The organism is Dongia mobilis (genome assembly GCF_004363235.1).
Lineage (GTDB): Bacteria > Pseudomonadota > Alphaproteobacteria > Dongiales > Dongiaceae > Dongia > Dongia mobilis.
Genome location: NZ_SNYW01000013.1, coordinates 141,537 through 166,384 on the forward strand (window position 1 = coordinate 141,537; position 24,848 = coordinate 166,384).

The following is a 24,848-nucleotide window of genomic DNA, read 5'->3' on the forward strand; positions in this document are numbered from 1 at the left end:
CTGTCAGGCCGCGGGCAGCCCGGCCCGTGCCAGCGCGCCCAGCCAGCGATCCTCGTCGACGCTGTGGCGGAAGGTCATGCGGGCGCGTTCCTTGACGAGCGACCAGCCCGGCCGGTAGGCCAGGAACCGATCCAGCGTGGCGGCGGCCTCCGCTTGCCGCGACAGAGCGGCAAGGATGGCGGCGCGCAGAAGGTCGGCGTGCTGCGGCGGCCGGTTCATGCGCTCAAGCTCGGCTAGGGCATCGGCGAGACGGTCGCTGTTGAACAGCGCCCAGCTCATCACCCAGTGATACCAATCGGGATGGAACGGGTTGCGCCGCATGGCCTCGGCCAATTGCTTGAGCGCCAGCGCGGTCTCGCCGGTATAGACCAGCGTCTCGGCCATCTCGGCCAGCAGATCGGCGTCATTGGGATTGAGGCTAACGGCGCGGCCATAAGAGTCGCGGGCGAGATCGAAGCGCCGCGTATTGAGGTAGACGAAGGCAAGGTCCCAGTGATTGGCGTAGTCGCCGGGATCGAGCGCCACGGCACGGCGGGCAAATTCCTCGGCCTGCACCAGGATCGCCGCATCGGCCCAGCCGGCGATCCAGGCCTGGACGGCGGTATAGGCGAGGTAGCCCCAGGCCTTGGCAAAGCCGGGGTCGAGCGCGGCCGCGAGCTCGAACTGCTGCCGGCTGAGATCGAGCGCCGCCTGGGATTCGATCGAATAGAGCGAGACCCCGCGCAAATAGGCATCATAGGCGTCGATCTCGACCACGGCCTTCTTGAGCGCACGCTGGCCCTCGATGTCGCGCAGCCGGCCGGGCAGCGCGCCGACGACACGGCGAATGATCTCGTCCTGCAACTGGAAGAGATCGCCGCGATCATGCTCGAACCGTTCCGCCCAGACGTGATGACCGGTACCGCCATCGATCAGCTGCGCATTCACGCGGATGCGTTCCTGCAGGCGCTGGACGCTGCCTTCCAGAAGATAGCGGACATCGAGCTCGGCGGCGATCTCCTGCACCTTGCGGTGCCGGTGCTTGTAGGCGAAGGCGGAATTCGCCGCGATCACGAGGAGATCGGGAAAGCGTGACAGGTCGGTGGTGATATCGTTGACGAGGCCGTCGCAGAAATATTCCTGGGCCGGGTCGCCGGACAGGTTGTCGAAGGGAAGCACGACGATGCTGATACCGGGGCGCGAACGGAGGGCGGTGGCGTCGACAGCCCTGGTCGCCTTGCTGGCATTGCCGCCGCTGGACGCCACCTGATAGACCCGCACCGGGCCGATATTCTTGAGCTGCACCTGGCCGAGATCGTCGAAGCTGAAATCGGCGCATTGCCGCACCTGGCGATAGGCTTCCTCGCTGAGGCAGATGCCGCCGGGCCGCGCGACGGATTCGAGGCGCGAGGCGAGGTTCACGCAATCGCCATAGAGATTGCCGTCATCGGTCGGAATGACGTCGCCGAGATTGATACCGATGCGGAAGGCAAGGCGACGTTCTGCGCTGTCATCGGCGTTGAGTCTCTCGAGGAGGCGCTGCGATTGCAGGGCGCACCGGACGGAATCGAGGGCGCTGCCGAACTCCGCCAGCACACTGTCGCCGGCGCCGGAGAAAATGCGGCCGCCGTGGCGGCGAATCTCCTCATCGAGCACCTGCCGTCGCTGCAGCAGGATGCTCATGCCCGCTTCCTCGTCGCGATGCATCAGCCGGCTGTAATCGACGGCGTCGGCGGCAAGGATCGCAACGAGACGGCGCGGCATAGGAGCCTGCATGCTAGGAATCTCCCGAGATGTCGGAGGGCGCATTCCTCTAAAGGACAATAGCCGAACGGCACTGCGCCAGCCAGAGCAACACAGGCGCAAGGAATAAAGTCTGGTGTGGATCGTCCCGCGTTATCAATTGGGATGCGGTTTCATACCAGAATGTGCTTTGCAGAGGCTAAAGCAGGTGCTGACCGCCGGTGAGGAAAATCTCGGTCCCCGTCACATAGGCGAAATCGCTGCCGCAAAGCTGGTAGACGACGCCTGCCACTTCCGCCGGCGTGCCCATGCGGCCCATCGGAATGCGCGGAATAAGCGCCTCGTATTCCGGGCCGATCATGGCCGTCTCGATCTCGCCCGGCGCCACCGCATTGACGCGCACGCCGAGCGGGGCAAATTCATTGGCCATTTCGCGGGTCAGCGCGGAAAGCGCCGCCTTCGAGGTGGAATAGGCGGAACCGGCGAAGGGATGGATCGCGTGTCCCGCGATCGAGGTGATATTGACCACCGAGCCCTTGCCCTTGGCCAGGGCCGGGGCGAAGCCCCGGGCCAGTTGCAGCGGCGCGAAGAGATTGAGCTCGAACACCTCGCGCCAGGCGGAGGGATCGCCGTTGAGACAGCCGAGTCGCTCCTTGAACGGCGTCTTCGGGCTGATCGCGGCATTGTTGACCAGGGCATGCACCGGCGTACCCTCCAGCACCTCCAGCGCCGTTTCAACGAAACGGATCGCGTCCTGCGGCAGGGCCAGGTCGACGGTGATGTGATGCGTCCAGTTGGGGTCGCGGCGGCACTCGTCCGGGATTGCATCGCGCGAACAGGTGATGACGCGCCAGCCTTCGTCGCTGAAACGCTTGACGGTGGCATGGCCGATGCCGCGGCTGGCGCCGGTCAGCACCACAGTCTTGCGTTGGGAAGAGTCGGACATGGAATTTTCCTGTTTCTTGCGATCAGGCGTCGCGCTGGCGCCGTTCGACGACGGATTGCGGGTCCTGGTGGATGAGGATCTCGGCGGCGGGAAAGGCCGCCTGCAACTCGGCCTCGACCGCATCCGAGATGCGATGCGCTTCCTTGAGCGAGATCTCGTCGTCGAGCTCGAGGTGGAACTGGATGAAACCGTCGAGCCCGGCCATGCGCGTCTTCAGATCGTGCAGGTCAATCACCTCCGGATGGCCGCGCACGATCGTCTTGATTTTATTCCGGGTTGCGTCGTCCATTTCGCGGTCCATCAGCATGTCGAAAGATTGCCGCCCGATGCTGACCGCGGTGTAGCCGATGAAGATGGCGACGCCGAGGCCGACCAGCGGATCGGCCCACCAGAGGTCGAACTGGCCGACCAGGACGAGCGCCAGGATGACGCTGAAATTGACCAGGAAATCGCTGCTGTAATGGGCGGAATCGGCACCCACAGCCAGCGATCCGGTAAGGCGCACGACGCGGCGCTGGTAGAGGATCAGCAATCCGGTGATGGCGATGGAGGCCAGCATCACGGCGATGCCGATCTCCGAATGCCGCACCACATGCTGATCGGCGAAGCGGTGATAGACCTCGACCAGCAGGATGAGCGAGGAGCCCAGGATGAAAGCCATCTGCATGAGGCCGGCCAGCGGTTCGGCCTTGCCATGGCCGAAGCGGTGCTCGGCATCCGGCGGAGTCAACGCCTGGCGGACGGCAATCAGGTTGACCAGGGAAGCAGCAAAATCGAGGGCGGAATCGAATAGCGTTGAGAGCAGGCTGACCGAACCGGTGGCCAGATAGGCGGCGAATTTGATGGCGATCATGACCAGGGCCGCCGCAATGGCAGCGACCGTGGCACGCCGCATCAGGCGCCCGGCTGCGGCGCGATCATTGGCAAACGGGACTGCGCCGGCCCTCCCGGTCATGAATCGGCCCTCATGGAAACAGCTTCTCCGTGCGCCAGCGATCTCCGTCGGGGGAATAGACCAACCGGTCATGGAGGCGGAACGGGCGGTCCTCCCAGAACTCGAAATAGGTCGGGCGGATGCGGAAGCCCGACCAGTATTCCGGGCGCGGAACGGTGCCGATGGCATATTTCGCGGTGAAGGCGGCGATGCGCTTTTCCAGTTCGAAGCGGCTTTCCAGTGGCCGCGATTGCTGGCTGGCCCAGGCGCCGATCTGGCTGGCCCGCGGGCGGGAATGATAATAGTCGTCGGCCTCGGCATCGCTGACGATCTCGACCTCGCCCTCGACCCGCACCTGGCGCCGCAGGCTTTTCCAGTGCAGCACCAGTGCCGCCTTGCGGGTTTCGAGGATCTGCCGCCCCTTGCGGCTTTCGAAATTGGTGTAGAAGACGAAACCGCGCGGATCGATCGCCTTCAGCAGCACCATGCGCACCGAGGGCATCCCGTCAGCGCCGACACTGGCCAGGGCCATGGCATTGGGGTCGTTGATCTCGCTCTTTTCCGCCTCGGCCAGCCAGGCCGCGGCCTTGGCGAAGGGCTCTTCCCAGGGATGCAGATCATCCGGCCCGGGCTTGCCGGTCGCCACCGACATGCTGTCATCCATGAATGTTGTCCATCACGTTGCGATGAGCCTCCTCTATAGCATTGAAATAGGGCACGGATGTCGCCATTTTCCAGTTGGATTTTCCACCCGATCAAGAGGTTGCGTCGATGCATTCGCTGATAGTCCGCCGCCATTTGGCCGGCCTTGCCCTCGCGGCACTTCTGGCAGCGGCACTGGCCGGCTGTACGCAGGGCAGCGGCGGCTGGAACAAGCAGCAGACGGGCACGGCCCTGGGTGCCGTTGCCGGTGCGGCGGCGGGTGCCGCCATCGGCGGCAAGGACAATTGGTGGTGGGCAGCGGGTCTGGGCGCCCTGGCGGGGGGCGTCGTCGGCAACCAGGTCGGCGCCTATCTCGACCGCCAGGACCAGCAGACTTCGTACCAGACGGCGACCCACGCCCTCAACAACGTGCCGGACGGCCAGACCGCCAGCTGGTCCAATCCGCAGAACAACACCAGCGGCTATACCAGGCCGGTCGAGACGGTGCAGACGGCGGGCGGCCAGACTTGCCGCACCTTCCAGACCGGCGTCACCGCCCAGGGCCAGTCCAGTTCCGGCACCGGCACCGCCTGCCGCCAGCCCGACGGTACCTGGAAGATCATGCCCTAGGGCAACGCTCGGGACACTGGCGCCGGGACACTGGCGCCGGAACACTGGCGCCGGAACACTGGCGCCGGAACACTGGCGCCGGAACACTGGCGCGATGGCCGGCCCCATGCCACCATCATTTCAGTAAACTTCACCGGTTGCGGAAGCCAAGATGGCAGATCCCTATAAGGTTCTAGGCGTGAGCCGCCTCGCCAGTGCGGACGAGATCAAGAAAGCGTATCGCAAGCTCGCCAAGAAACTGCATCCCGACCTCAATCCCGGCGACAAGAAGATCGAGACCCAGTTCAAGGAGGCAAGTGCCGCCTATGACCTGCTCTCGGATGCGGAGAAACGCCGCAAGTTCGACCGCGGCGAACTGGACGAGAACGGCAATCCGCGCGCCGGATTTCAGGCCGGCGGGCCCTGGAGCCAGGCCCGGGGTGGTGCCGGCGGCGGTCGTGGCCGGGGGCCGAAGGATTTCGGCATCGACCTCGACGAGAATGACGAGATCTTCAAGGATTTCTTCGGCTTCGGCCGCGGCCGCGCCAATACCCGCATGCGCGGCGCCGACGTGACCTATCGGCTGGAGGTCGATTTCCTGGAGGCGGCGCGGGGCGCCAAGAAACGGGTCGGTCTTGCCGACGGCAAGACCCTCGACGTCAGCATCCCGGCCGGCACGGAATCGGGCAGCCAGTTGCGCCTCAAGGGCCAGGGTGCCGCCGGCCAGGGTGGCGCCCCCAGCGGCGACGCCTTTGTCGAAGTGGCGGTGCGCCCGCACCCCTATTTCGAGCGCGACGGTTTCGACGTGCTGCTGGAATGCCCGATCAGCCTACCGGAAGCGGTATTGGGCGGCACGATCGAGATTCCCACCATCGATGGCCGCGTCGCGCTCAAGGTGCCGATCGGCAGCAATTCCGGCACACAACTCCGCCTCAAGGGCAAGGGCATCCAGAACCCCAAGACCAAGACGCGCGGCGACCAGTATGTGCGCTTTGTCGTCACCCTGCCGGCCAAGGCCGATACCGCCCTCGAAGCCGCCATCAAGGATTGGGCGAAGGCCCATCCCTATGAGGTGCGGCGGAAATTCGAGGAAAGCTAGCCGGCCGGCCCGGCGCCCTCTGCCAGGGCCTTCGCGACGACACCGTCCGGATCGCGAAAGAAGGCGGCCATGGCTTCGAAATGCGGCGTGGCGCGGAAATTGACCTCGGACATGCCACAATCGGTCAAGTGCAGAAGGGTGGCGCCCGGGAGCGCCATCAGCAGGGGCGCATGGGTGGCGAGGACAATTTGCACCCGGCCGGTCAGTGCCCAGTCATGGATGAGGCGCAGCAGTTTCAACTGGCGGCTGGGCGACAACGCGCTTTCCGGTTCGTCCAGCAGATAGAGCGCGCGGGAACTTGCCTTCAGGCGATTTTCGAACAGGGAGAGAAAGGATTCGCCGTGGCTCTGGCGCTGCAGGTGACGTTCGCCATAGAGGGAGCGCATTTCGGGCCAGTCGGCGGCCAAATTCTCCACATAGCTGGCTAGATTGATGTAGGAATCAGCGCGGAAGAAAAAACCCTGGGTAACCTTGGGCAACCACGACGCCCGGAGATGCGCCGCCAAGGGCGATCTTTCGCTGTCGGGTGCCAGATAGTTGTGATCGCGGCTGCCGCCGCCGGCGTGGAAGCCGGCCAAGGTTGCGAGCGCCTCCAGCAAGGTCGACTTACCGGTCGCATTCTCGCCGACCAGGATGGTGACCGGCCGGGTAAAGACCAGTTCAAAATCATCGGCGCCAAAAGGTCCCAGATTGAAGGGATAGGAACCGTGCGGCCGCACGGACTCGCGCCACCGAATCGATCTCAGGAACGGCGCCTTGAGGGCTGAAGGACGCGCTGCCATGCAAAGCTGCTTTAAGCGTGAATCGAGATCGCCGATTGGAGCCGCGGCCCCGCGGGACTGCAAGCCATATTGATACTGAAAATCCGACATCCGGATTGACCTGAACCGAGTGAATAGCCGGTCATGGCACGGCATATCGCCGCGAAACCGCCTCGATCCTAGCCGGCGAAGCGTCGCTTGAGATCCTCGATCCCGGTAGTGATGGAGAATTCTGCCCGCACCCGGTTGAAACCCGCCTCGGCTAGCTGCCGCCGCCGTTCGGGATGGTTGATCAGGTCCAGCAGCGCGGTCGCCAGCGCCCTCGCATCCTCGGGCGGGACAAGTAGGCCGGTCTCGCCATCACGAATGAGTTCGGGAATGCCGGAGATGTTGCTGGCGATGCAGGCGAGGCGCTGGCTCTGCGCCTCCATCAGCACATTGGGCAGGCCATCGCGGTCGCCATCGGCGGCCACCTGGGCGGCGAGGACGAAGATGTCGGCGGCGCGATAGGCGGCGAGCACCTGTTCCTGCGGCTGCGCACCGCGCCAGGTTATCCGCGGGGCGATGCCCAGTGTCTCGGCCAGCGCCTTCAATTCGCCCTCCAGCGGACCGCCGCCGATATGGGTGAGGTGCCAGTCCGTTTCCGCCGGCAATTGGGAAAGCGCCAGCAGCAAAGTGGGATAGCCCTTTTTTGGCACCAGGCGGCCGACCGACAGGATCTCGGCACGCCTGCCAGCAGCCCGTGCCGGCGGTTCCGGGAAACGGTTGAAATCAAGGCCGTGATAGACCAGCGCCACCTTGGCGGGATCGCCGCTCAGCGCCTTCAGATGCGCGTGCCCGCTGGCGGTGCAGGTGACCAGCCAGTCGAGGCTCTTGAGCTTTTCGCGTTTTTCCCAATTGGGCGAGGTCCAGATGTCCTTGGCATGGGCCGAGCACGACCAGGGCACGCCGGTCATCAGATGGGCGTAATAGGCGACCGAGGCCGGCGTGTGCAGGAAATGCGCATGCAGCCGCGCGGTATCCGCCGGCATCTCGGCCGCGAGCACGCAGGCCTGGCCGAAGCGGCGGCCGCGATTGGTGCTGGGATCACGCAGCAGGTCGCGGCCCCATTGCCGGAGGGCGCGCCAGAAGCCCGGCCGGCGACTGGCCTTCGCCACACCGCGCAGGACGCGCCAGGGTTCCTGGTAGAGATATTCGGGGAGATAGGTAACCGGTGCCTGGATCTCGCCATGCACCGGATGGCGGTGCTTGTCGGTCGGGAAGCGCAGGCTCCAGATCTCGAGCTCGAGCCCGCGCTGCTCGAGGGCGCGGATCTCCTGCGCAATGAAGGTTTCGGAAAGGCGCGGATAGCCCTTGAGGAGGAAGAGGATTTTGCCGGGCACGCGTCAGACCTGAGTGAATTCCGGCATTAGCGCTTGCGCTGGGCGAGGCGGAGGGAGGCGGGGCGCCGGCCACGTTCCAGCGCCTGCTGGACCAGCCGGTTGACGTTGTTGAGCCCGTCGAGCAGGCCGGGCACGACCACTTCGGAAGGCTGCGATTGCTGCGGCAATTGCCGCAGCGCCGTCGCCATCCGGCGCCAGTCGCGGACACCGTCATCCTCCAGCATGGCGGCAAGGCCCAGTTCCTCGGCCTTGGCGGCGCGCAGGTATTGCTCCATGCGCGGACGCGTGCGCGGGATGATGAGTGCCGGCTTGTCGAAGGAGACGATCTCGCAGAAGGTGTTGTAGCCGCCCATGGCGACGACGCCGATCGCCCGCGACATCAGATGTTCCATCTGCGCATCGAAGGTGATCGCCTCGACCTTGTCCAGCTGGGCGGCGCGCGCCAGGAACTCGGCCTGGCGGTCGGAATGCATGAAGGGACCGAGCACCAGCAGGGCCGGATAGGGCAGCCGCTTGTCGTTTTCATAGGCCCGCAGGACCCAGTCGACCACGTCCTCGCCGTCGCCGCCGCCGCCGGTGGTGACCAGCAAATAGGGGGCCGCGATCTTGTGCAGGGGCGTCGGCTTTTCCGGCCCCTGCGGCAGCGAGCGGTGGAGATAGCCGGTATAGACCATCTTGCGGCGAACCGATTTCGGCAGGTCGATGCCCTCCAGCGGGTCGCAAATTTGCGGCAGGCCATAGACCCAGATCTGGTCGTAGAGGTCGCGCAGGGAGGGGAGGACGTTCTTGCGCTGCCATTCCGGCACCAGCGCCGCCGGCTCGTCCATGATGTCGCGCAGGCCGAGGACCAGATGCGTTCCGCGCGCCTTCAGCATCTCCAGCGTCTCGGTCACCTCGCCGCGCAGGCCCAGCGGTTCCTTGTCAACGATGAAGATGTCGGGGTCGAAAATTTCGGCCGTGTGCTTGATGATGGAGGCGCGCAAGGCCAGCGTTTCCTCGGTGTCGATCAGAAGCGAGAGCGAGGTGTAATCGCCCGAACGCAGCTTGATGACGCCGGGAATGCGCACGAAATCGACCCGGGCCCGGAAATTGAAGCTGCCGATGATGGGCGAGCCGGTCAGGATGATGACCGACATATCCTTGTTCTGCTCGACCAGCCAATGGGCGATGGTGCGGCAGCGGCGCAGATGGCCGAGGCCGAAAGTGTCATGTGAGTAGATGAGGACGCGGGCGCCTCGGGTCATGCCTTCTTCCATCTGCACGCGGGCCATCCCCCGATACGTCGCGAGCGCCGAAAGGTCCGTGATACGGGCGGATTATGGCATAACCGCCGACGCGGCCGAAAGTTAAACTTTGCCCATCGATCGCGCCCGCCCCCCGGCCAAGGCATTGACAATCTGTCTTTTTTCGGTTCCGTTGGGATGGGGATAGCCTATCCGCGATCAATTTCCCGAGAGTCCGCCGCCGGCCATGGAGCCAAATCTTTTCAAATACATCTGGCGCCATTCCAGGCGTGACCAGGTCATCATCCTGGTCATCGTGGTGGCGAGCCTGCTGATCTACCTCGTCTCGCTGGAACTGCCGAAACGGATCGTCAATGACGCGATCCAGGGCGGCGCCTTCGAGAATTCGACGACGGCGGATTTCCTCAACATCGCCCTGCCGCTGCCGGATTGGCTGGGCGGCCCCATCCCCCTCTTCGGCGGCTTCCAGTTGCCGCAGATGGAGTATCTCTTCGCGCTCTGCTTCTCCTATCTGTTTTTCGTTGTACTCAACGGCTGGATGAAGCAGCTGGTCAACACGGAGAAGGGCCGCCTCGGCGAGCGCATGCTGCGCCGCCTGCGTTTCGAGCTTTATGATCGCGTGCTGCAATTTCCGCTACTGCATTTCCGCAAGGTGAAGCAGGCCGAGATCGCCACCATGATCAAGGATGAGGTGGAGCCCCTGGGCGGCTTCATCGGCGACGCCTTCATCACGCCGGCCTATCTCGGCGGCATGGCGGCCACTGCCCTCATCTTCATCTTCATGCAAAACGTCTATATGGGCCTCGTCACCGTCGCCATGCTGGCGGTGCAGATGACCGTCATCCCCAAGCTCCGCGTCAAGATCCTGCAGCTCGGCAAGCAGCGCCAGATCACCGCGCGGCAGCTGGCGGGGCGCATCGCCGAGACGGTCGACGGCGCGGTCGAGATCCACGCCCACGGCACCTCGAATTTCGAGCGCGCCGACATCGTTTCGCGCCTCGGCAAGATCTTTCACATCCGCTTCGAGCTCTACAAGCGCAAGTTCCTGGTCAAATACATCAACAACATGCTGGCCCAGACCACGCCGTTTCTCTATTTCGTGATCGGCGGCTATTTCGCCCTCAAGGGCCAGTTCGATGTCGGCACATTGCTGGCTGTCATCAGCGCCTACAAGGATCTGCCTTCGCCGATCAAGGAGCTGATCGACTGGGACCAGCAGCGCCAGGACGTGCAGATCAAATACGACCAGGTGATCGAGCAATTCTCGCCGCCGGGCATGATGGCGCCGGAGATGCAGGCGGTCGTCAGCGATGCAAGGCTGGCGCCGGCACCGCTCCTGGTGCAGCGCGTCACCTTCATCGACGAATCCGGTGGGCGTGCGGTCGAGGAGGCGAGCCTGGAACTGGCACCGGGCGAGCATCTGGCGGTCGTCGGCAGCAACAACAGCGGCAAGGAAGCGCTGGCAGCCCTGATCGGCCGGCTGGTGGCGCCCGCGGGCGGCAAGATCATGTATGGCGATGCCGACCTCGCCAGCCTGCCGGAATTCGTCACCGGCCGCCGCTTCGCCTATATCGGCGAGGAGACCTATCTGCTGCCGCTCTCGCTTGCCGATAACCTGCTCTACAGCCTGAAGCACTATCCGGTTCGGCCGCGGGACCTGAAGGATCGCGCCCTCACCCGGTTCGAGCATGAGCGGCACGAGACAAGGCGCGCCGGCAACCCGGATCTCGACATTCACGCCGACTGGCTCGACCTGGAAGGCGCCGGCGTCGGTGATCTGGACGGGTTGGAAAAGCGGCTGGGCGACCTGTTGAACCTGGTCGAGTTGTCCGACGATGTCTATCAGTTCGGCCTGCGCGGGCGGCTTGATCCCGCCTCGGCCGACAATGACGGCGCGCGCCTCGCCGAACTCTTCTTGCAGGCGCGCGAGGCGATGCGCGGCCGGCTGGCCCAGCCGAGCCTCTCCATTCTGGTCGAGCCGTTCGATCCGGAGCGTTACAACCGCAACATGACCATCGCCGAGAACGTGATGTTCGGCACCGCGCTGAAACCCGCCTTGTCCGCGGAATCACTGGGCGACAACGCGCATTTCGCCGCCACCCTGAAAACCAGCGGCATCGACGGCGACCTGATGCAGCTGGGTGCCAAGATTGCCGAAACCATGGTCGAGCTGTTCGCCGACCTGCCGCCGGGCCACCCCTTCTTCGACCAGTTCAGTTTCATATCGGCCGAGGATCTGCCGCAATACCAGCAATTGGTGACGCGCCTGCAGCGCAGCGGCATCGACGACGCCTCCGAACTGGACCAGCGCCGCCTCATCGCGCTGACCTTCCCCTATATCGAGGCCCGTCATCGCCTCGGGTTGATCGACGATGCCCTCGAGGCCCGGCTGCTGGCTGCCCGCCGCACCTTCCGCGAGCGCCTGCCTCGGCACCTGGTTGATGCGGTCGAGTTCTACGACCCGGCGCGCTACAACGCCGCCGCCTCGGTGCAGGACAACATCCTGTTCGGCCGCCTGGTCTATGGCCAGGCGCAGGCCGCCCAGAAGGTCGGCACCGTCCTCTCCGAGGTGATCGAGACCCTGGGGCTGAAGCCGCGCGTTATCGCGGTCGGCCTCGGCTACAATGTGGGTGCGGCGGGCAAGAAGCTTTCCATCACCCAGCGCCAGAAGGTCGGCCTCATTCGCGCCTTGCTGAAACGGCCCCAGCTTGTCATTCTGAACAATACGGTTTCGGCTTTCGACGAGCCGAGCCAGCGCCGCCTCATCAGCCAGATCAGGGCGGATCTCCAGGATGCGGCGCTGATCTGCGTGACGAACATGCCGGGCCTCGCGCGCGCATTCGACCGGGTTGCGGTCATGCAGGACGGGCGGATCGCCGAAATCGGCAAGCCGGCGGAGCTGGACCGCCCGGAATCGCGCTTCCGGGCCCTGGCCGAGGTATCGGCATGAGCGGCAGCCGCGGCATGCCGCCAAGTGCAGTCCGCAGGCGATGCCGGCTGTTATGGCCGGCTGCCGATCATCGTACCGATGGTCGATCGCCGATGGAATCGGGATGGGTGACATGAGCATTCAGGAAGACGTCGAGGCGCTGAAGCGCATTCCACTATTTGCCAAGGTCGAGCCGGCCAAACTGAAGCTGATGGCCTTCGCGAGCGAACGGGCGCATTACCAGCCGGGCGACATTCTGTTTAACCAGGGCGATTCGGCCGATGCCGCCTATATCATGCTGAGCGGTGCGGCCGACATCCTGGTCGAGACGCCGGGCGGCCCGCTCAAGGTGGCCACTGTCGGGCCCGGCGCCTTTGTCGGCGAGATCGGCATTCTCTGTGACGTGCCGCGCACTGCGACGATCCGCGCCACCGAGGCCACGAACACGCTGAAGATCACCAAGGAGCTGTTCTTCCGCATGGTGACGGATTTCCCCTCGATCGGGATCGAGGTGATGCGGGTACTGGCGCAGCGCATCGAACACATGAACGTGCAGTTGCGCGAAGCCGTGGCCGCCCGCAAATGAGGGGCAGCAAGTCTGAGGAAGGGCGCAGCGTGTTGTTGCGCAGACGAGATTGAGCCGTCTCGACAGTTTCATCCGGCGCCTTGAAGCGCAGCGTCAATGCCTCGGCGAGGCAGCGCGCCTGGCTGCCGACCTGCCCGGCATCGTGCTCGAACTCGGCCTCGGCAACGGCCGCACCTTCGACCATCTGCGGACATTGTGCCCGGATCGCGAAATCTATGTCTTTGACCGCCAAGTCGCCGCGCATCCCGACTGCATTCCGGCGCCGGATCGCCTGTTCCTGGGCGATTTCGACGCCACGTTGCCGGCAGCCCTGCAGCGGCTCGGCCGCGGCAGGGCGGCACTGGTCCATGTCGACCTGGGCAGCGGCGACGCGGCGGCGAGCCGCGCGCTCGCTGCCGCCATCGCGCCTGCCGTCGCCGAACTGATGGCATCCGGCGCCGTGCTGGTGAGCGACCAGGAGATGGCGGCATCCGGCCTTGGCCCGCTGCCAGTACCGCCCGGCGTCGAAAGAGGTCGCTATTTCATGGCAGTACGCGCTTGAGCGGCCGACGCCAGCTACGACCCGATGCCTTGCCGTGCAGGTTGGCATCCCTTGTCGCGGTGGCGCTCTCTCTGCTGACTGCATTCCCGGCCGCGGCTGCCGATGACGACCGCATTGCCGCCGAGCGGAAGCGCGGCACGCCGATGGGGGCTGTCGGCATGGTTTTGCGTCTCGACGCCGACGGGGCGCTGGCCGGCACCGGCTTTTTGGTCTCGCCCTGCCACATCATGACGGCGGCGCATGTCGTCGCCGACAGCAACGGCATCTCGGCCGATCAGGTGCTGCTGTTCTTCGCCGGCACCGGCCGGCTGGGCCCGGCCGATCTCGGTGCCGATTACTTCGGTGCCCGTTCCCCGGCGCGCCCCGTCGTCTGGGGCGACTATCAGCCGACCGCAGAGGGTGACGAAGCGGCACGGCCGGCAGCCTCGCGCAAGGACAGCTGGAACGACTGGGCGCTGCTGAAGCTGGACCGCTGTCTGGGCGATGACGGCTTCGGCCATTTCGACCTGCTGCCGATCGCCACGCGCGACTTTACGCGCTCGATCGGGCGACGCGCCGTCACGGCGGCCGGGCATCCGGCAGATCGCGGCAACCGGGACCTGACCATGGATCCAAGCTGCACCCTGCTGGGTCAGGTGCAGGAAGCCGGCTGGCAGCACGATTGCACCACCCTGCCGGGAAATTCCGGGGGGCCGGTCCTCGCCGCCCGTCCCGAAGCGGGCGAGGAATGGCCGCGGGTATTGGCGATCACGGTTTCCAGCGTCAGCCGGGCCAGGAATGCCGACGAGATCCTGCGTCCGCAGATTATCGACCCGGCCGACCCAAGCTATCTGGACCTGCTGGCAACGGCGGTGCCGGTTTCTGCCTTTCTGCCCCGGATCGCCCCCTATCTGCCGAAGGATCCACGGATCGATACCTATCTGGCCCGCCATGGCGACGCACCGGACACCGGCTATGACGCACAGGTGCCCGAGACCGCGATCGAGGACCTGACTGCGGCGCTGCGGCGGCAACCCGGCGATGCCTCCCTGCTGCTGCGCCGCGGCAAGTGGTACGAGGCGGCAAAGGACGAGGCCAAGGCGCTGGACGATTTCTCCGCCGCGCTGGCGACAAACCCGAACTCCGCGGCGGCACTGCAGGCCCGGGCAATGCTGCGAGCGGCGCGCGACAACAAGATGCTGGGCGATGCCAAGGCGGCCATGGCCGATATCGACCGGCTCATCCAGCGCTTTCCCGATCACGTCAACCTGCGCATCGCGCGGGCTGGATTGCTGGCATCCGCCTACGACTACGAGGCGGCGACGGAGGAATACGACCGCGTCCTGCAGGCAGAACCCGACAACGTCGTCGCCCTGCTGTCGCGCGCCAGTGCGCAGGCAGAGCTGGGAAGGTTCGCCGACGCCGACGCCGATTACGACGCGGCCATCGCCGCCGAGCCCGATCTTGCCTTCATCTATGTGCAGCGAGCGCATTTCAACGCGCGCCGCGGCGATCTCGCCGCCGCCTTCGCCGATGTCGACCGCGCGCTGGAGATCGAGCAGGACATGCCGGCCGCGATCAGCGCCCGCGCGGTGTTCTACCTTCACGCCGGCGGCGCCGAACTGGCTCTGGCCGAGGTCGATCGGGCCCTGGCGCTGGACCCTGAAAGCGGGCCGACCACGGCCCTGCGCGGCACGATCCGGCAGATCCTCGGCGATCTCGACGGAGCCATCGCCGATTTCCGCAAGGCGGGCGAACTTGATCCGAAGGAGCCCTTCGACCCGCTGCTGCTGTTTCTCGTTCTCAGTGAAGCTGGCCGGACCGACGAGGCGAGACAGGAACTCGAAACGCTGCTCGGGCGCTGGCCGGCGGATGAGTGGCCGGGACCGCTCGCCCGCCATTTCCTCGGGCGGCTGTCAGCTACTGCGCTGGAGCAGCGGGTCGACCGGGGCAACGACACCGCCCGGAACTACCAGGCCTTCGACCGGCACTTCTATCTCGGCATGGCGGCCTATATCGAAGGCGATCAGGCGACGGCACGGGCGCATCTCGCCGCGGCCGTGGCGCTCGACCTCAGCCAGTTCCTGGAATTCGACCTCGCCCGGGCCTATCTGGAGCGTCTGGGCGGCGGCGCCTTCCTCAAGCAGACCAACTGACCAGCCCGGCCGTCGCCTCGCACCGCTGCCTCAGCGCGGGGTCAGGCGGTACCAGCTCACATGGCCCTGCTCGAACAAATCGCGCGCCTTGCGATACCAGAGCGGCGGCGCATGATCGCCGACGATCAGCACCTCGACCGGCGGCATGCCGGGCTCGGTCAGCATGGCGCCGATGCCGCGCAGCAGTTCGATCCACTGATCCACCATGAGACAGACGCCGAAATCGCCGATCGGGTCCTTGCCCTCGCAATCGAGATGGCCATAGGCCTCGCTCAGCGGCACCGGGATATGGGTGTTGAGGGTAAGTAGATAGACGAATTGGGGCCCGTCCGCCCGCAGATCGGCGGCGATATGGGACAGGATGTCCGGATCGCATACGCCGACGAACACCTCGCCGCAAAGGCGCTGGCCCGATTGATGCACATCCGTTCCGAAGCGCGGATCGGTCAGGCCGATATGCGGCCACCATTGGCTGCGCTGGAACATCTCCGGGCTGAACCCGTGATAGCCGACGGTACGGTAGCCCTGCGCCTGCAGGCGGAAGGGCGTGCATTCGGTCATGTCCTGATCCAGCAGCTCGATATAGGAACGGCGTGTGCCGCACAATTCCCGCATTTCGCCCGCGGTGGTTGATCCGAAGAAGGAATTGTGACCGCTGCTGATCCGGTAGCCGGCCGTGAGTGCCGGTGTCGCCAGGGCGTCGTCGAGCAGCTTCTGATGCGCCGGATCGGCAAAGCGCCCCATCGCCTCGACGATGATGACCAGCATCTTGCGGTCTTGCGGCGCGTCGATCAGCGCCTGGTAGCCGGAATTGAGCATCGCCGAGTCAAAGGCCGGCTCCGTTCCCAGGCTGAAACCGAACCTGTTGCCGGCCTGCAGCGGTGCATTGGCGATGATATCGGTCGGGATCAGAATGAGACCGCCCAGCAGCATCAGGGACCAGCTGCCCCCCGCCGCATGCCGTCCATGGCGCAGCAGCAGGAACAGGATGCCGCCCACGCTGGCCACGACCGTGACGGTGAGCAGCGCATACAGTTGCGAGTTCAGAATGTCCAGTTCGCCGAAGAACTGCAGCGCGAAGAGAGCCTCCTGCGGCGCCAGGCCGAAGAACTGCGTCGTGCAATAGACCACATCGAACAGCAGCGCCGCGAAATAGAGCACGGCGACCGCAGCCGGTGGCAGGAAACGCAGGCTGGCCGCGATCAGCACGTAAAGGATGATCGGCAGCGTGCGCGGCGGCACGGTCAGGCCGGCGAGTGCCAGTGAGACGAAGATCAGGTTGGGAATGATGATGCCGATCAGCAGAAGCAACACCGGCGGCTTCAGCAAGATGCCGCGCAGCCAGCCCCTTTCGCCCCCGCCGCCCTTCTCCCGGCCGCCGAGCATGCTGCTATCCGCCACGCTGTTCGAATCCCATCAGCACATTGACGGTATTGACGCCCAGCGCCTCGACCGCATAGCCGCCTTCCATGATGAAGAGGGTCGGCAGATCCATCCAGGCGATACGCTCGCCGAGACGAAAATAGTCGTCATGCCTCAGCTTGAAGCGCGAGATCGGATCCTCCTCGAAGGTGTCGAGGCCGAGAGAAATCACCAGGGCATCGGCGCCGCATTGCTGGATGCGCTTGCCGGCAAGCTCCAGCGCCTCCGAATAGCTGCGCCAGTCGGTGCCCCAGGGCAGGGGAAAGTTCTGGTGATAGCCTTCGCCCGCTCCCTCGCCTATCTCGTCGGCATAGCCGAGGAAATAGGGGAATTCCTGTCTGGGATCGGCATGCAGCGAAACGGTGAGTACGTCGCTGCGCCCATAGAACATCTGCTGCGTGCCGTTGCCGTGATGATAATCGACGTCGAGGATGGCAACGCGCCTGGCACCCTGGTCGAGGAAGGCCTGGGCCGCGATGCCGGCATTATTGAGGAAGCAATAGCCGCCATAGAAGTCACTGCCGGCATGATGGCCTGGCGGGCGGCAGAGGGCAAAGACGGCGCGTTCGCCGGTCGCCACCAGCTTCTGTGCGGTCAGCGCCACATTGGCCGACGCCTGAACCGCCTTCCATGTACCGGACATGATCGGTGTTCCGGCATCGATCGCGTAGTAGCCGAGCCGGCCGTCGATGGAATCGGAGAGGCGCCGCCCGAGACCCGGCACCGGCCAGACATGGGGCAGCGCATCGAAGGTTCGGCCGGTCGCCGCCCATTCATCCCAGGCGCTCTGCAGGAAGCCGACGAGGCCGCGGTCATGCACCCGCAGGATCGGGTCGAGTCCGAAATCCCGGGCCGGCAGCACCTCGCCCAGTTTCGTGGCGCGGACACGGTCGATCACGATCTCGGCCCGGCGCGGCATCTCGTTGACCGGCACAAATTGCCCCTCGATCAACTCGCTGCGCCCGTCCTGCAGGCGATGATCCTCGCTGAATACCGTTCTCATTCCCGTAAAACCTTCTGCAAATCCGGCAGGAGCAGCCAGCAAAATCCCGGCGCCGCAGACTGCAGCGCCGGGATCATGGCAGTCAAATATTAACGATCCGGTAACTGGCCCGGCGGACTGCCGGGTAGGGTCCGCCGGAAACCTGATCGCGACAGCACCGTCGATCAGAGAACCGGGCGTGCCCTGCGGCTGCCATACCAGCCACCCAGCGCGGTCTCGTAGGCGATGCCGGCCCGGAACACGTCGGCATCGCTATAGGTCTTGCCGACGATCTGGATCGAGGTCGGCACGCCGTTGGCGGCATGGCCGGTCGGGACCGCCAGCACCGGGCAACGCGAGAGCGTGTTGAAGGGCGGCGTCATGCACCAGGCCAGCACCTTGGGCAGGGGCGAGACCTTGCCGTTGATGCGCACCTCGTCCTTGTTCTCGTCGAAATCGGCCTTTACCGCCGGCAGGGCGTTGGTCGGGCAGATGAAGATGTCGAACCTTTCCATCATCGGTCCGAAGGTCTTGTACATGCGGACCGCACCTTCCATCGACTTGTAGAAGTCGCTGGCCTTCGACTTCGCGCCCTTGCGCGCGAAGTTCTTGGCATAGGTGGTCATGATCTTGGCGTGCTTCTTGGCGGTCAGCGCCAGCTGGGTGCCGAACAGATGCTCGAGATGCCGCATCGGCGTCTCGATCGCCTCGCGGCCCCAGCCCAGATCCACTTCCTCGACGGTGGCGCCAAGACTCTTGAAGACGCGCAGCGCCTTTTTCATGTTGGCGACAACGTCGTGATCGACCTCGTAGACGCCGAGGTCGAAGGAATAGGCGATCCGCCAGCCCTTGATCGGCTTGTATTCGGTGGGTAGGCGCAGCTTCGGGCGGAGCGAGGCGATGTCATGGGGGCTCGGCCCGCACATGATGTTCTGCAGCAGGATCGCGTCCTGGATCGAGCGCGTCATCGGTCCGGTATGGCAATAGGGATCGAGGTTGAAGGGCGGATCGTCCGGGTTGCGGCCATAGGGCGGCTTGAAGCCGACGACACCGCTGGCCCCAGCCGGAATGCGGATCGAACCGCCGATATCGGAACCGGTGGCGAGCGGCGCCATGCCCGCGGCAAGTGCCGCACCCGACCCGCCCGAGGAACCGCCCGGGGTATAGCGCCGGTTCCAGGGATTGCGCGTGACGCCCCAGAGCCGGGTATGGGTGTAGGAGGCGCAGGAGAATTCCGGCGTCGCCGTGCGGGCATGCACGATGCCGCCCGCCTTCATGATGCGCTCATTGTTCGGCGAGGTGCGGTCCGGCGTATAGAATTTCTTTCCCGTCGTGAGCGAGCCATAGGAGGTCGGCTTGCCGGCGATCCAGCTTTCATCCTTGACGGCGATGGGCAGGCCTTCGAGCGGGCCGACGCGGCCGTCCTTCTTCATGAACCTGGCTTCCGCCGCCTTGGCGAGTTCCAGCGCCTCGTCGTAATGGGTGAATGTGAAGGCGTTGATCTTCTTCTGCGCGTCCTCCGAGCGGGCGATGATCGCCTTCATGTATTCGACCGGCGACAATTTCCGTTTGCGGAACAGCGCCGCCACTTCGGTCGCGGTCTTGTAGATCAGATCCTCGTCGACCATCACACTCCCCTTTCTCACGATTTGTTCAGGACATGCTTGATAGCATTCAGCGCCGCCAGCGTCTCCCTGAGTAGCGCATTGTTGCGGAAATCCGGCCAGGACGACAGTTTCACCGCCGTGAAGTCATGGGCGGGATCGCTGTAAATCAGCTGGCCGAAGACGCCGCGGCAGAGCAGTACCGGTGTCCGATGATCCTCATGCCAGAACTGGCGCTTGTAGGCGCCCATGGGCGTTGCCGCGCGGTAATCGCCGGTAAACCTGTCATGATCGCCGAAGCGGCAGCCCTGGACCCATTCCGCCGGCACGATCTGCCGACCGTTGAAGAGGCCATCGCGGGTCAGCATTTCGCCGAAGCGGGCATAATCCCTGAGCGTTGCGTTGAAGCCGCCATCGGCCAGCGCATAGCCGGCTTCGTCGACCGTGTAATCGGCGCTCTCTTCGGCTCCCAGCGGCTGCCAGAGAAATTCACTCACCAGTTCCGGCAGGCGCCTGCCGGCGGCGCGCTCGCAGGCGAAGGCCAGCACGTCGGTCTCGATCGACCGGTAGGAGAAGCGCGCGCCATGCTCGGCCTCCAGTTTCTTGAGACCCAGCACTACATCCCAGCAGGTGCGCGGCCAGTTGCGCCCGTCATCCGGGCGCGGCCGCCAGCCGCAGGCGACGTCGATCTTGGCTATGTCGGAAAAGGGGTCGGTGTAGGTTTCATCGAAGGCGACACCGGAGGTCATGTCGAGGACATGGTCGATGCGGGCGTCGCGGTAGGCGGTGTCGCTGAGTTCCGGCAGATACCTGACAAGGGGCGCACCTGTATCGAGCAGCCCGCGCGCCGCCAGGATGCCGGCGAGGATGCCGATCAGCGACTTGCCGACCGATTGGCTGAGATGCCGCGTGCGCTCGGTCATTCCGTTCATGTAGCGTTCGGCGACGATCGCGCCGCGATACAGCACGATGAAGCCGTCGGTATAGGTCTCGTCGAGGAAGCGACGCACGGTCGAGCGGCCATTGACGCCGTCGAACGGAATCTCGTCGATCTGCCGCATCGCGCGCGGCAGGTCGCTGGCCGGTCCCCTTCCGCGCCAGACCTCGGCGGTCGGCACCAGTTCCCGCACATGCTGGAACGACCAGCGGTTCCAGGGCGCCCGATCCCAGCCGTCGCGCGGCGGATAAGCGAGGTTGCTGTGGTCAACCATGGATCAATGCCCGCTTGATGGCATGGGCGGCAGCCCGCGCCTCGAGGAATTGTGCGTCGTCGAGGAAGTCGGGCCAGCTCGAGAGTTTGGCGATCACGAGATCATGTTCCGGGTCGCTATGGATCCACTGGCCAAAGACGCCGTGGCATTCCAGCACCGGTTTCTCGAAATCCTCGATCCAGAACTGGTTGCGATAGGCGCCCCTCGGCATGGTTGCCCGGTAATCGGCCCCGAACAGGTCCGGATTGCCGCGCCGCGTCTCGCGGATCCAGGCTTCGGGCACGACCTGGCGGTCATTGTAGAAGCCGTCCTGCGCCACCATCTGGCCGAACCGCGCGTAATCGCGCAGGCAGGCATTGAGCCCGCCATCGGCCAGGGCATACCCCTCCGGGTCAATGGTGTAATAGGCCCCCTCTTCCATCCCCATCTTCTGCCAGATCTCGCGGCTCAGCAGTTCCGGCAGGCGCAGGCCGGAAACGCGTTCCAACATGAAGGCGAGCACATCGGTTTCGATCGAGCGGTAGTTGAAGCGGCTGCCATGCTCGGCCTCGCGCTTCTTCAGGGTAAGAACCTGCTGCCACATGGAGCGCGGCCAGTCGCGCGTGTCGCCCTTCGGCTTTTGTTTCCAGCCGGAGGCGACATCGGTGCGGCCGACATCTGAATAGGGATCGGTGTATTCCTCGGAATAGGCGACGCCCGACCCCATGTCGAGGATGTGCTGAACAAGGGCACCGTCATAGGCGGTCGCCTTCAGTTCCGGCAGGTAATGCGTCACCGGTTTTTGCGGGTCGACCGCACCGGCAGCGGCGGCGATGCCGACCAGGGCGCCGCAGAAGGATTTGGCGACCGACTGGCTCAAATGCAGCGAGCGCTCGGTCATGCCGTTCATGTAGCGCTCGAACACCACCTCGCCGCGGTGGAGCACGATGAAGCCGTCGGTATGGGAATGGTCGAGGAAACCGGCAACCGAGATGTCGCCGCGGGCACTCGAAAAGCGGATGTCGCCCAGATTCTGCGGTCGCCGCTTCAATTCGGCGACGGGGCCGTCGCCGCGCCACACCTCGGCGCTGGGCAGGATTTCGCGCAGATGCTGGAACGACCAGCGGTTCCAGGGCGCGCGGTCCCAGTCTTCACGCGGAATGTCGCCGCGCCGGATGATCCTGGTGGGTTGTTCGGCCATGACACGAAAAACCCCGGCAGCCTCAGGGCTGCCGGGGTTCTTGCCGGACTTACTTGGTCAGTTCGGTCCAGATCGCGGTATAGAGTTCCGTCACTTCCGGCGGGCAGGCCGGCATGATGAAGGTCTTCTGGCCTTCCGGCATGACAATCTCCGGCGCCGTGGCGAAGTCCTTGTTCTGGATGAACTCGCCGCTGCCCAGGATGCCGTTGGCATACTGCGCGAAGTCGGAGATCATCGCCGCGTTCTGCGGGTCCATGATGAAGTTCTGGAACAGCTTCGCGTTCTCGACATTCTTGGCATCGGCCAGGACCGAGACGTTGTCCATCCAGACCGCGATGCCCTCCTTCGGATAGCCATATTCGATGTTCGAGTTCTGCAGACGTGCGCGCAGCGAGGCGCCGTTCCAGTTGAGGCCCGCCATCAAATCTTCCTTGGCGTACTTCTCGACATTGCCGTAATCCATCGAGATCCAGTCGGGCTTCGCCTTCAAGAGCAGGTCACGCACCTGCTTCAGCTCTTCCTTGTTGCCGTTGCAATTGGTGCTGAAGCCGAGATAGGCGAGGCCGCCGGCGATCACGTCGCTCATTTCCGGCACCACGTTGACCTTGCCCTTCAGCTCGGCCGGGGTGTCGAACAGAATCGCCCATGTGTTGATGTCGCCCTGATAGGCCTTGCGGTTGACCGTGATGCCGGTGGTGCCCCACTGCCAGGGAACCGTGTAGTTGCGGCCCGGATCGAAGTCGACATCGACCCATTGCGGATCGACGTGCTTGAAATTCTCCATCTGGTTCGGCTTGGTCTCGAGCAGCAGGCCTTCCTGGATGAAGATCGGCACGTAGTTGTGGCTGGGCACGACGATGTCGAAGCCATGGCCGCCGGCCTTGATCTTGGCCAGTGCCGTGTCGTTGGCGTCGTAGTCGGTGACCGTCACCTTGACGTTGTAGGTTTCCTCGAATTTCTTGAGGAGTTCCGGGCTGGTATAGTTGCCCCAGTTGTAGATGTTGAGCTCGCCATCGGCCAGGGCCGGTCCGCTCAGCAGCGCAAAGGTTACCGCCGTCGCGGCAATTTTCGTCTTCGAGATCATATTACCCTCCTGTTTCCCGAATCCTCGGTTCCTCGTTTTCGTTCGTCTACCGGATCCGCACCGCCAGGCACGATCCGACTGTCATGATTTCTTCCGGTTGAGCAGGAAGAACACGGTCACCATCAGGATCGAAATCGCCAGGAATACCGTCGAGATGGCGTTCATTTCCGGCGTCATGATACGCCGCATCTGGCCCAGCATATAAGTGGGCAGCGTGTCCTGTCCTGCAGATTTGACCAGTTCGGTGATCACAACATCGTCAAGCGAGATGACGAAGGCCAGCATGCCGCCGGCCAGGATACCGGGCCAGAGCAGCGGCAGGGTGACGTAGCGGAAGGTCCGCCAGGGTGTCGCGTAAAGGTCCGCCGCAGCGCGTTCCAGCGAGAGATCCATGTTTTCGAGCCTGGCCCGGATCGGCAGATAGGCGAAGGGAATGCAGAAGGCGGTGTGGGCGATCAGCAGATAGGCCAGGCCGGTATAGCCGGTCTCGATCTTGATGATGGCGAAGAAGATCAGCAGGGCGACGCCGGTGACGATCTCGGGCACCATCAGGGGCTGGTTGATGCTGGCAAAGATGAAGGTGATGCCGGTGAAGGGTCGGGTGCGCGTCGTCGCCAGGGCCGCCATCGTGGCGACGATCGTCGAGACGAAGGCGGCGAAACTGGCGATGATGACCGAGCGGATCGCGGCATCCTGGACCTGCTCGTTGGCGAAGGCGGATTCGTACCAGCGCCAGGAAAAGCCCTCCCAGATCGCGATCGAGGTACCGGCATTGAAGGAATAGACCACCAGCGTCAGGATCGGCGCATAGAGCATGACGAAGCAGAACAGGGCGATGGTGGTGAAGCCGGTCTGCTTCTTGACGTCGAAATGCGCCCTAGCCATGACGCACCCCGCTCTTGCCGGCGTTCTTCACGTAGAACAGCAGCGCCACCATGACCACCACCATCAGGGTGATGGAAAGGGCGGAGCCAAGCGGCCAGTTGCGGCCCTGGCCGAACTGCAGCTCGATCAGATTGCCGAGCATCATGTTGCGCCCGCCGCCAAGGACGCGCGGCGTCACATAGGCACCGAGCGAGGGAATGAAGACCAGGATCGAACCGGCAATGACACCGGGCTTGACCAGAGGGAGGATCACGCGACGCAGCACCTGCAGGCGATTGGCATAGAGGTCGTACCCGGCCTCGACCAGGCGGAAGTCGATTCGCTCCATGCTGGCATAGAGCGGCAGCACCATCAGCGGCAGATAGACATAGAGCAGGCCCAGCATCACCGCGGTGTCGGTGAACATGATCTGCAGCGGCTGGTCGATGATGCCGAGGCCGATGAGGATCGAGTTCACGATGCCCTCGTTGCGGATCACTTCCATGATGGCAAAGGTGCGGATGAGCAGGTTGGTCCAGAACGGGATGGTGATCAGGAACAGCCACAGCGCACGCGTCTTCTCGGGCCTTGTCGCGATGAAATAGGCGGTCGGGAAGCCGACCACCAGCGCCAGCAGAGTGGTGAGAAAGGACAGCCTGAGCGAACGCCAGAAGATCGAGAGATGGGCATCCGCAAAGCCCAGCGTGTCGTCAAAGATGTCGCGCGTGAAGAACACGCTGGCCCAGGCGTCGGTCGAGAACTTCCATTCGACGCCGCCATATCCGCCCTTGGTCAGGAATGAATAGACCACGACGATCCCGAGCGGTCCGATCGAGGCGAAGAACAGGATGGCAAGGGCCGGCGCCGAGAGCAGCCAGCGGTTGCGGGTGTCGCGGCGCTCGAAGGCGGCGGCGGCTTCCGCTGCGCTCGTCGCAGGAGGGGCAGACTTCACTGTGGCGTTGGCGGCCATG

Annotated in this window: 21 protein-coding genes; 6 read left to right on the forward strand and 15 right to left on the reverse strand. The window is 64.5% G+C overall.

Annotation, left to right across the window (positions count from 1 at the left end; all coding sequences use genetic code 11):
- Positions 1 to 3 precede the first annotated feature (3 nt).
- The 4 genes from A8950_RS17745 to pdxH form a co-directional block, all read right to left on the reverse strand.
- A complete protein-coding gene (locus A8950_RS17745) occupies positions 4 to 1,755 on the reverse strand; it encodes an adenylate/guanylate cyclase domain-containing protein (RefSeq protein WP_166645259.1) in 1,752 nt (583 codons plus the stop codon).
- Positions 1,756 to 1,921: 166 nt separating this feature from the next.
- Positions 1,922 to 2,668, reverse strand: a complete 747-nt coding sequence (locus A8950_RS17750; RefSeq protein ID WP_133615020.1) for an SDR family NAD(P)-dependent oxidoreductase — start codon at positions 2,666 to 2,668, stop codon at positions 1,922 to 1,924.
- A gap of 22 nt (positions 2,669 to 2,690) precedes the next feature.
- Positions 2,691 to 3,623, reverse strand: coding sequence for a cation diffusion facilitator family transporter (locus tag A8950_RS17755; RefSeq protein ID WP_166645260.1), 933 nt, complete (start codon positions 3,621 to 3,623; stop codon positions 2,691 to 2,693).
- 10 nt (positions 3,624 to 3,633) lie between these two features.
- Positions 3,634 to 4,266 (reverse strand): pyridoxamine 5'-phosphate oxidase, encoded by a 633-nt coding sequence (gene pdxH, locus A8950_RS17760; RefSeq protein WP_407644240.1) that lies wholly within the window; start codon positions 4,264 to 4,266, stop codon positions 3,634 to 3,636.
- 107 nt (positions 4,267 to 4,373) lie between these two features.
- Here pdxH and A8950_RS17765 point away from each other — a divergent pair, with 107 nt between their 5' ends.
- Together A8950_RS17765 and A8950_RS17770 are read left to right on the forward strand one after the other, a co-directional pair.
- Entirely contained in the window at positions 4,374 to 4,874 is a 501-nt protein-coding gene (locus A8950_RS17765; protein ID WP_133615021.1) for an RT0821/Lpp0805 family surface protein, read from the forward strand.
- 151 nt (positions 4,875 to 5,025) lie between these two features.
- Positions 5,026 to 5,952: a DnaJ C-terminal domain-containing protein gene (locus tag A8950_RS17770; protein WP_133615022.1), complete on the forward strand. Its 927-nt coding sequence runs from the start codon at positions 5,026 to 5,028 to the stop codon at positions 5,950 to 5,952.
- Here A8950_RS17770 and A8950_RS17775 read toward each other — a convergent pair.
- From A8950_RS17775 to A8950_RS17785, 3 genes are all read right to left on the reverse strand, one after another.
- The gene (locus A8950_RS17775; protein ID WP_166645261.1) at positions 5,949 to 6,734 is read right to left on the reverse strand and encodes an AAA family ATPase; all 786 of its coding nucleotides are present in this window, start codon (positions 6,732 to 6,734) and stop codon (positions 5,949 to 5,951) included. The genes A8950_RS17770 and A8950_RS17775 overlap by 4 nt on opposite strands.
- 158 nt (positions 6,735 to 6,892) lie before the next feature.
- The gene (locus A8950_RS17780) at positions 6,893 to 8,095 is read right to left on the reverse strand and encodes a glycosyltransferase family 4 protein (RefSeq protein WP_133615024.1); all 1,203 of its coding nucleotides are present in this window, start codon (positions 8,093 to 8,095) and stop codon (positions 6,893 to 6,895) included.
- A gap of 26 nt (positions 8,096 to 8,121) precedes the next feature.
- Entirely contained in the window at positions 8,122 to 9,351 is a 1,230-nt protein-coding gene (locus A8950_RS17785; protein ID WP_243735699.1) for a glycosyltransferase family protein, read from the reverse strand.
- 214 nt (positions 9,352 to 9,565) lie between these two features.
- On the opposite strand from A8950_RS17785, the gene A8950_RS17790 reads away from it, so the two are divergent.
- From A8950_RS17790 to A8950_RS17805, 4 genes are all read left to right on the forward strand, one after another.
- Entirely contained in the window at positions 9,566 to 12,289 is a 2,724-nt protein-coding gene (locus A8950_RS17790) for an ABC transporter transmembrane domain-containing protein (RefSeq protein WP_133615025.1), read from the forward strand.
- 112 nt (positions 12,290 to 12,401) lie between these two features.
- Positions 12,402 to 12,854: a cyclic nucleotide-binding domain-containing protein gene (locus A8950_RS17795; protein ID WP_133615026.1), complete on the forward strand. Its 453-nt coding sequence runs from the start codon at positions 12,402 to 12,404 to the stop codon at positions 12,852 to 12,854.
- A 49-nt stretch (positions 12,855 to 12,903) separates the two neighbouring features.
- Complete coding sequence (locus tag A8950_RS17800; RefSeq protein ID WP_133615027.1) at positions 12,904 to 13,395, forward strand: class I SAM-dependent methyltransferase; 492 nt, start codon at positions 12,904 to 12,906, stop codon at positions 13,393 to 13,395.
- Positions 13,396 to 13,436: 41 nt separating this feature from the next.
- Positions 13,437 to 15,530, forward strand: coding sequence for a serine protease (locus A8950_RS17805; RefSeq protein ID WP_133615028.1), 2,094 nt, complete (start codon positions 13,437 to 13,439; stop codon positions 15,528 to 15,530).
- A gap of 30 nt (positions 15,531 to 15,560) precedes the next feature.
- Here the strand turns inward: A8950_RS17805 and A8950_RS17810 are convergent, their stop codons facing one another.
- From A8950_RS17810 to A8950_RS17845, 8 genes are all read right to left on the reverse strand, one after another.
- Positions 15,561 to 16,931: an alkaline phosphatase family protein gene (locus A8950_RS17810; protein WP_133615029.1), complete on the reverse strand. Its 1,371-nt coding sequence runs from the start codon at positions 16,929 to 16,931 to the stop codon at positions 15,561 to 15,563.
- Positions 16,921 to 17,955, reverse strand: coding sequence for a histone deacetylase family protein (locus A8950_RS17815; protein WP_133615030.1), 1,035 nt, complete (start codon positions 17,953 to 17,955; stop codon positions 16,921 to 16,923). The genes A8950_RS17810 and A8950_RS17815 overlap by 11 nt, the downstream gene beginning before the upstream one ends.
- 164 nt (positions 17,956 to 18,119) lie before the next feature.
- Complete coding sequence (locus A8950_RS17820) at positions 18,120 to 19,562, reverse strand: amidase (RefSeq protein WP_133615031.1); 1,443 nt, start codon at positions 19,560 to 19,562, stop codon at positions 18,120 to 18,122.
- A 14-nt stretch (positions 19,563 to 19,576) separates the two neighbouring features.
- Positions 19,577 to 20,749: a serine hydrolase domain-containing protein gene (locus A8950_RS17825; protein WP_133615032.1), complete on the reverse strand. Its 1,173-nt coding sequence runs from the start codon at positions 20,747 to 20,749 to the stop codon at positions 19,577 to 19,579.
- Positions 20,742 to 21,929 carry a serine hydrolase domain-containing protein gene (locus A8950_RS17830; protein ID WP_133615033.1) on the reverse strand — a complete coding sequence of 396 codons (1,188 nt, stop codon included), beginning with the start codon at positions 21,927 to 21,929 and terminating at the stop codon, positions 20,742 to 20,744. The genes A8950_RS17825 and A8950_RS17830 overlap by 8 nt, the downstream gene beginning before the upstream one ends.
- Before the next feature lie 49 nt (positions 21,930 to 21,978).
- Positions 21,979 to 23,013: an extracellular solute-binding protein gene (locus A8950_RS17835; RefSeq protein WP_133615034.1), complete on the reverse strand. Its 1,035-nt coding sequence runs from the start codon at positions 23,011 to 23,013 to the stop codon at positions 21,979 to 21,981.
- Between the two features lie 81 nt (positions 23,014 to 23,094).
- Positions 23,095 to 23,898: an ABC transporter permease gene (locus A8950_RS17840; protein WP_133615035.1), complete on the reverse strand. Its 804-nt coding sequence runs from the start codon at positions 23,896 to 23,898 to the stop codon at positions 23,095 to 23,097.
- Positions 23,891 to 24,847 carry an ABC transporter permease gene (locus tag A8950_RS17845; protein ID WP_133615036.1) on the reverse strand — a complete coding sequence of 319 codons (957 nt, stop codon included), beginning with the start codon at positions 24,845 to 24,847 and terminating at the stop codon, positions 23,891 to 23,893. Before A8950_RS17845 ends, A8950_RS17840 begins: the two co-directional genes overlap by 8 nt.
- Position 24,848: the final 1 nt, after the last annotated feature.

Excerpts from the sequence above, each read along its gene's own strand:
- A8950_RS17745 (WP_166645259.1), bottom strand. The coding sequence starts at position 1,755 with ATGCAGGCTCCTATGCCGCGCCGTCTCGTTGCGATCCTTGCCGCCGAC.
- A8950_RS17750 (WP_133615020.1), bottom strand. The coding sequence starts at position 2,668 with ATGTCCGACTCTTCCCAACGCAAGACTGTGGTGCTGACCGGCGCCAGC.
- A8950_RS17755 (WP_166645260.1), bottom strand. The coding sequence starts at position 3,623 with ATGACCGGGAGGGCCGGCGCAGTCCCGTTTGCCAATGATCGCGCCGCA.
- pdxH (WP_407644240.1), bottom strand. The coding sequence starts at position 4,266 with ATGGATGACAGCATGTCGGTGGCGACCGGCAAGCCCGGGCCGGATGAT.
- A8950_RS17765 (WP_133615021.1), top strand. The coding sequence starts at position 4,374 with ATGCATTCGCTGATAGTCCGCCGCCATTTGGCCGGCCTTGCCCTCGCG.
- A8950_RS17770 (WP_133615022.1), top strand. The coding sequence starts at position 5,026 with ATGGCAGATCCCTATAAGGTTCTAGGCGTGAGCCGCCTCGCCAGTGCG.
- A8950_RS17775 (WP_166645261.1), bottom strand. The coding sequence starts at position 6,734 with ATGGCAGCGCGTCCTTCAGCCCTCAAGGCGCCGTTCCTGAGATCGATT.
- A8950_RS17785 (WP_243735699.1), bottom strand. The coding sequence starts at position 9,351 with ATGGAAGAAGGCATGACCCGAGGCGCCCGCGTCCTCATCTACTCACAT.
- A8950_RS17790 (WP_133615025.1), top strand. The coding sequence starts at position 9,566 with ATGGAGCCAAATCTTTTCAAATACATCTGGCGCCATTCCAGGCGTGAC.
- A8950_RS17795 (WP_133615026.1), top strand. The coding sequence starts at position 12,402 with ATGAGCATTCAGGAAGACGTCGAGGCGCTGAAGCGCATTCCACTATTT.
- A8950_RS17815 (WP_133615030.1), bottom strand. The coding sequence starts at position 17,955 with ATGAGAACGGTATTCAGCGAGGATCATCGCCTGCAGGACGGGCGCAGC.
- A8950_RS17820 (WP_133615031.1), bottom strand. The coding sequence starts at position 19,562 with ATGGTCGACGAGGATCTGATCTACAAGACCGCGACCGAAGTGGCGGCG.
- A8950_RS17825 (WP_133615032.1), bottom strand. The coding sequence starts at position 20,749 with ATGGTTGACCACAGCAACCTCGCTTATCCGCCGCGCGACGGCTGGGAT.
- A8950_RS17830 (WP_133615033.1), bottom strand. The coding sequence starts at position 21,929 with ATGGCCGAACAACCCACCAGGATCATCCGGCGCGGCGACATTCCGCGT.
- A8950_RS17835 (WP_133615034.1), bottom strand. The coding sequence starts at position 23,013 with ATGATCTCGAAGACGAAAATTGCCGCGACGGCGGTAACCTTTGCGCTG.
- A8950_RS17840 (WP_133615035.1), bottom strand. The coding sequence starts at position 23,898 with ATGGCTAGGGCGCATTTCGACGTCAAGAAGCAGACCGGCTTCACCACC.
- A8950_RS17845 (WP_133615036.1), bottom strand. The coding sequence starts at position 24,847 with ATGGCCGCCAACGCCACAGTGAAGTCTGCCCCTCCTGCGACGAGCGCA.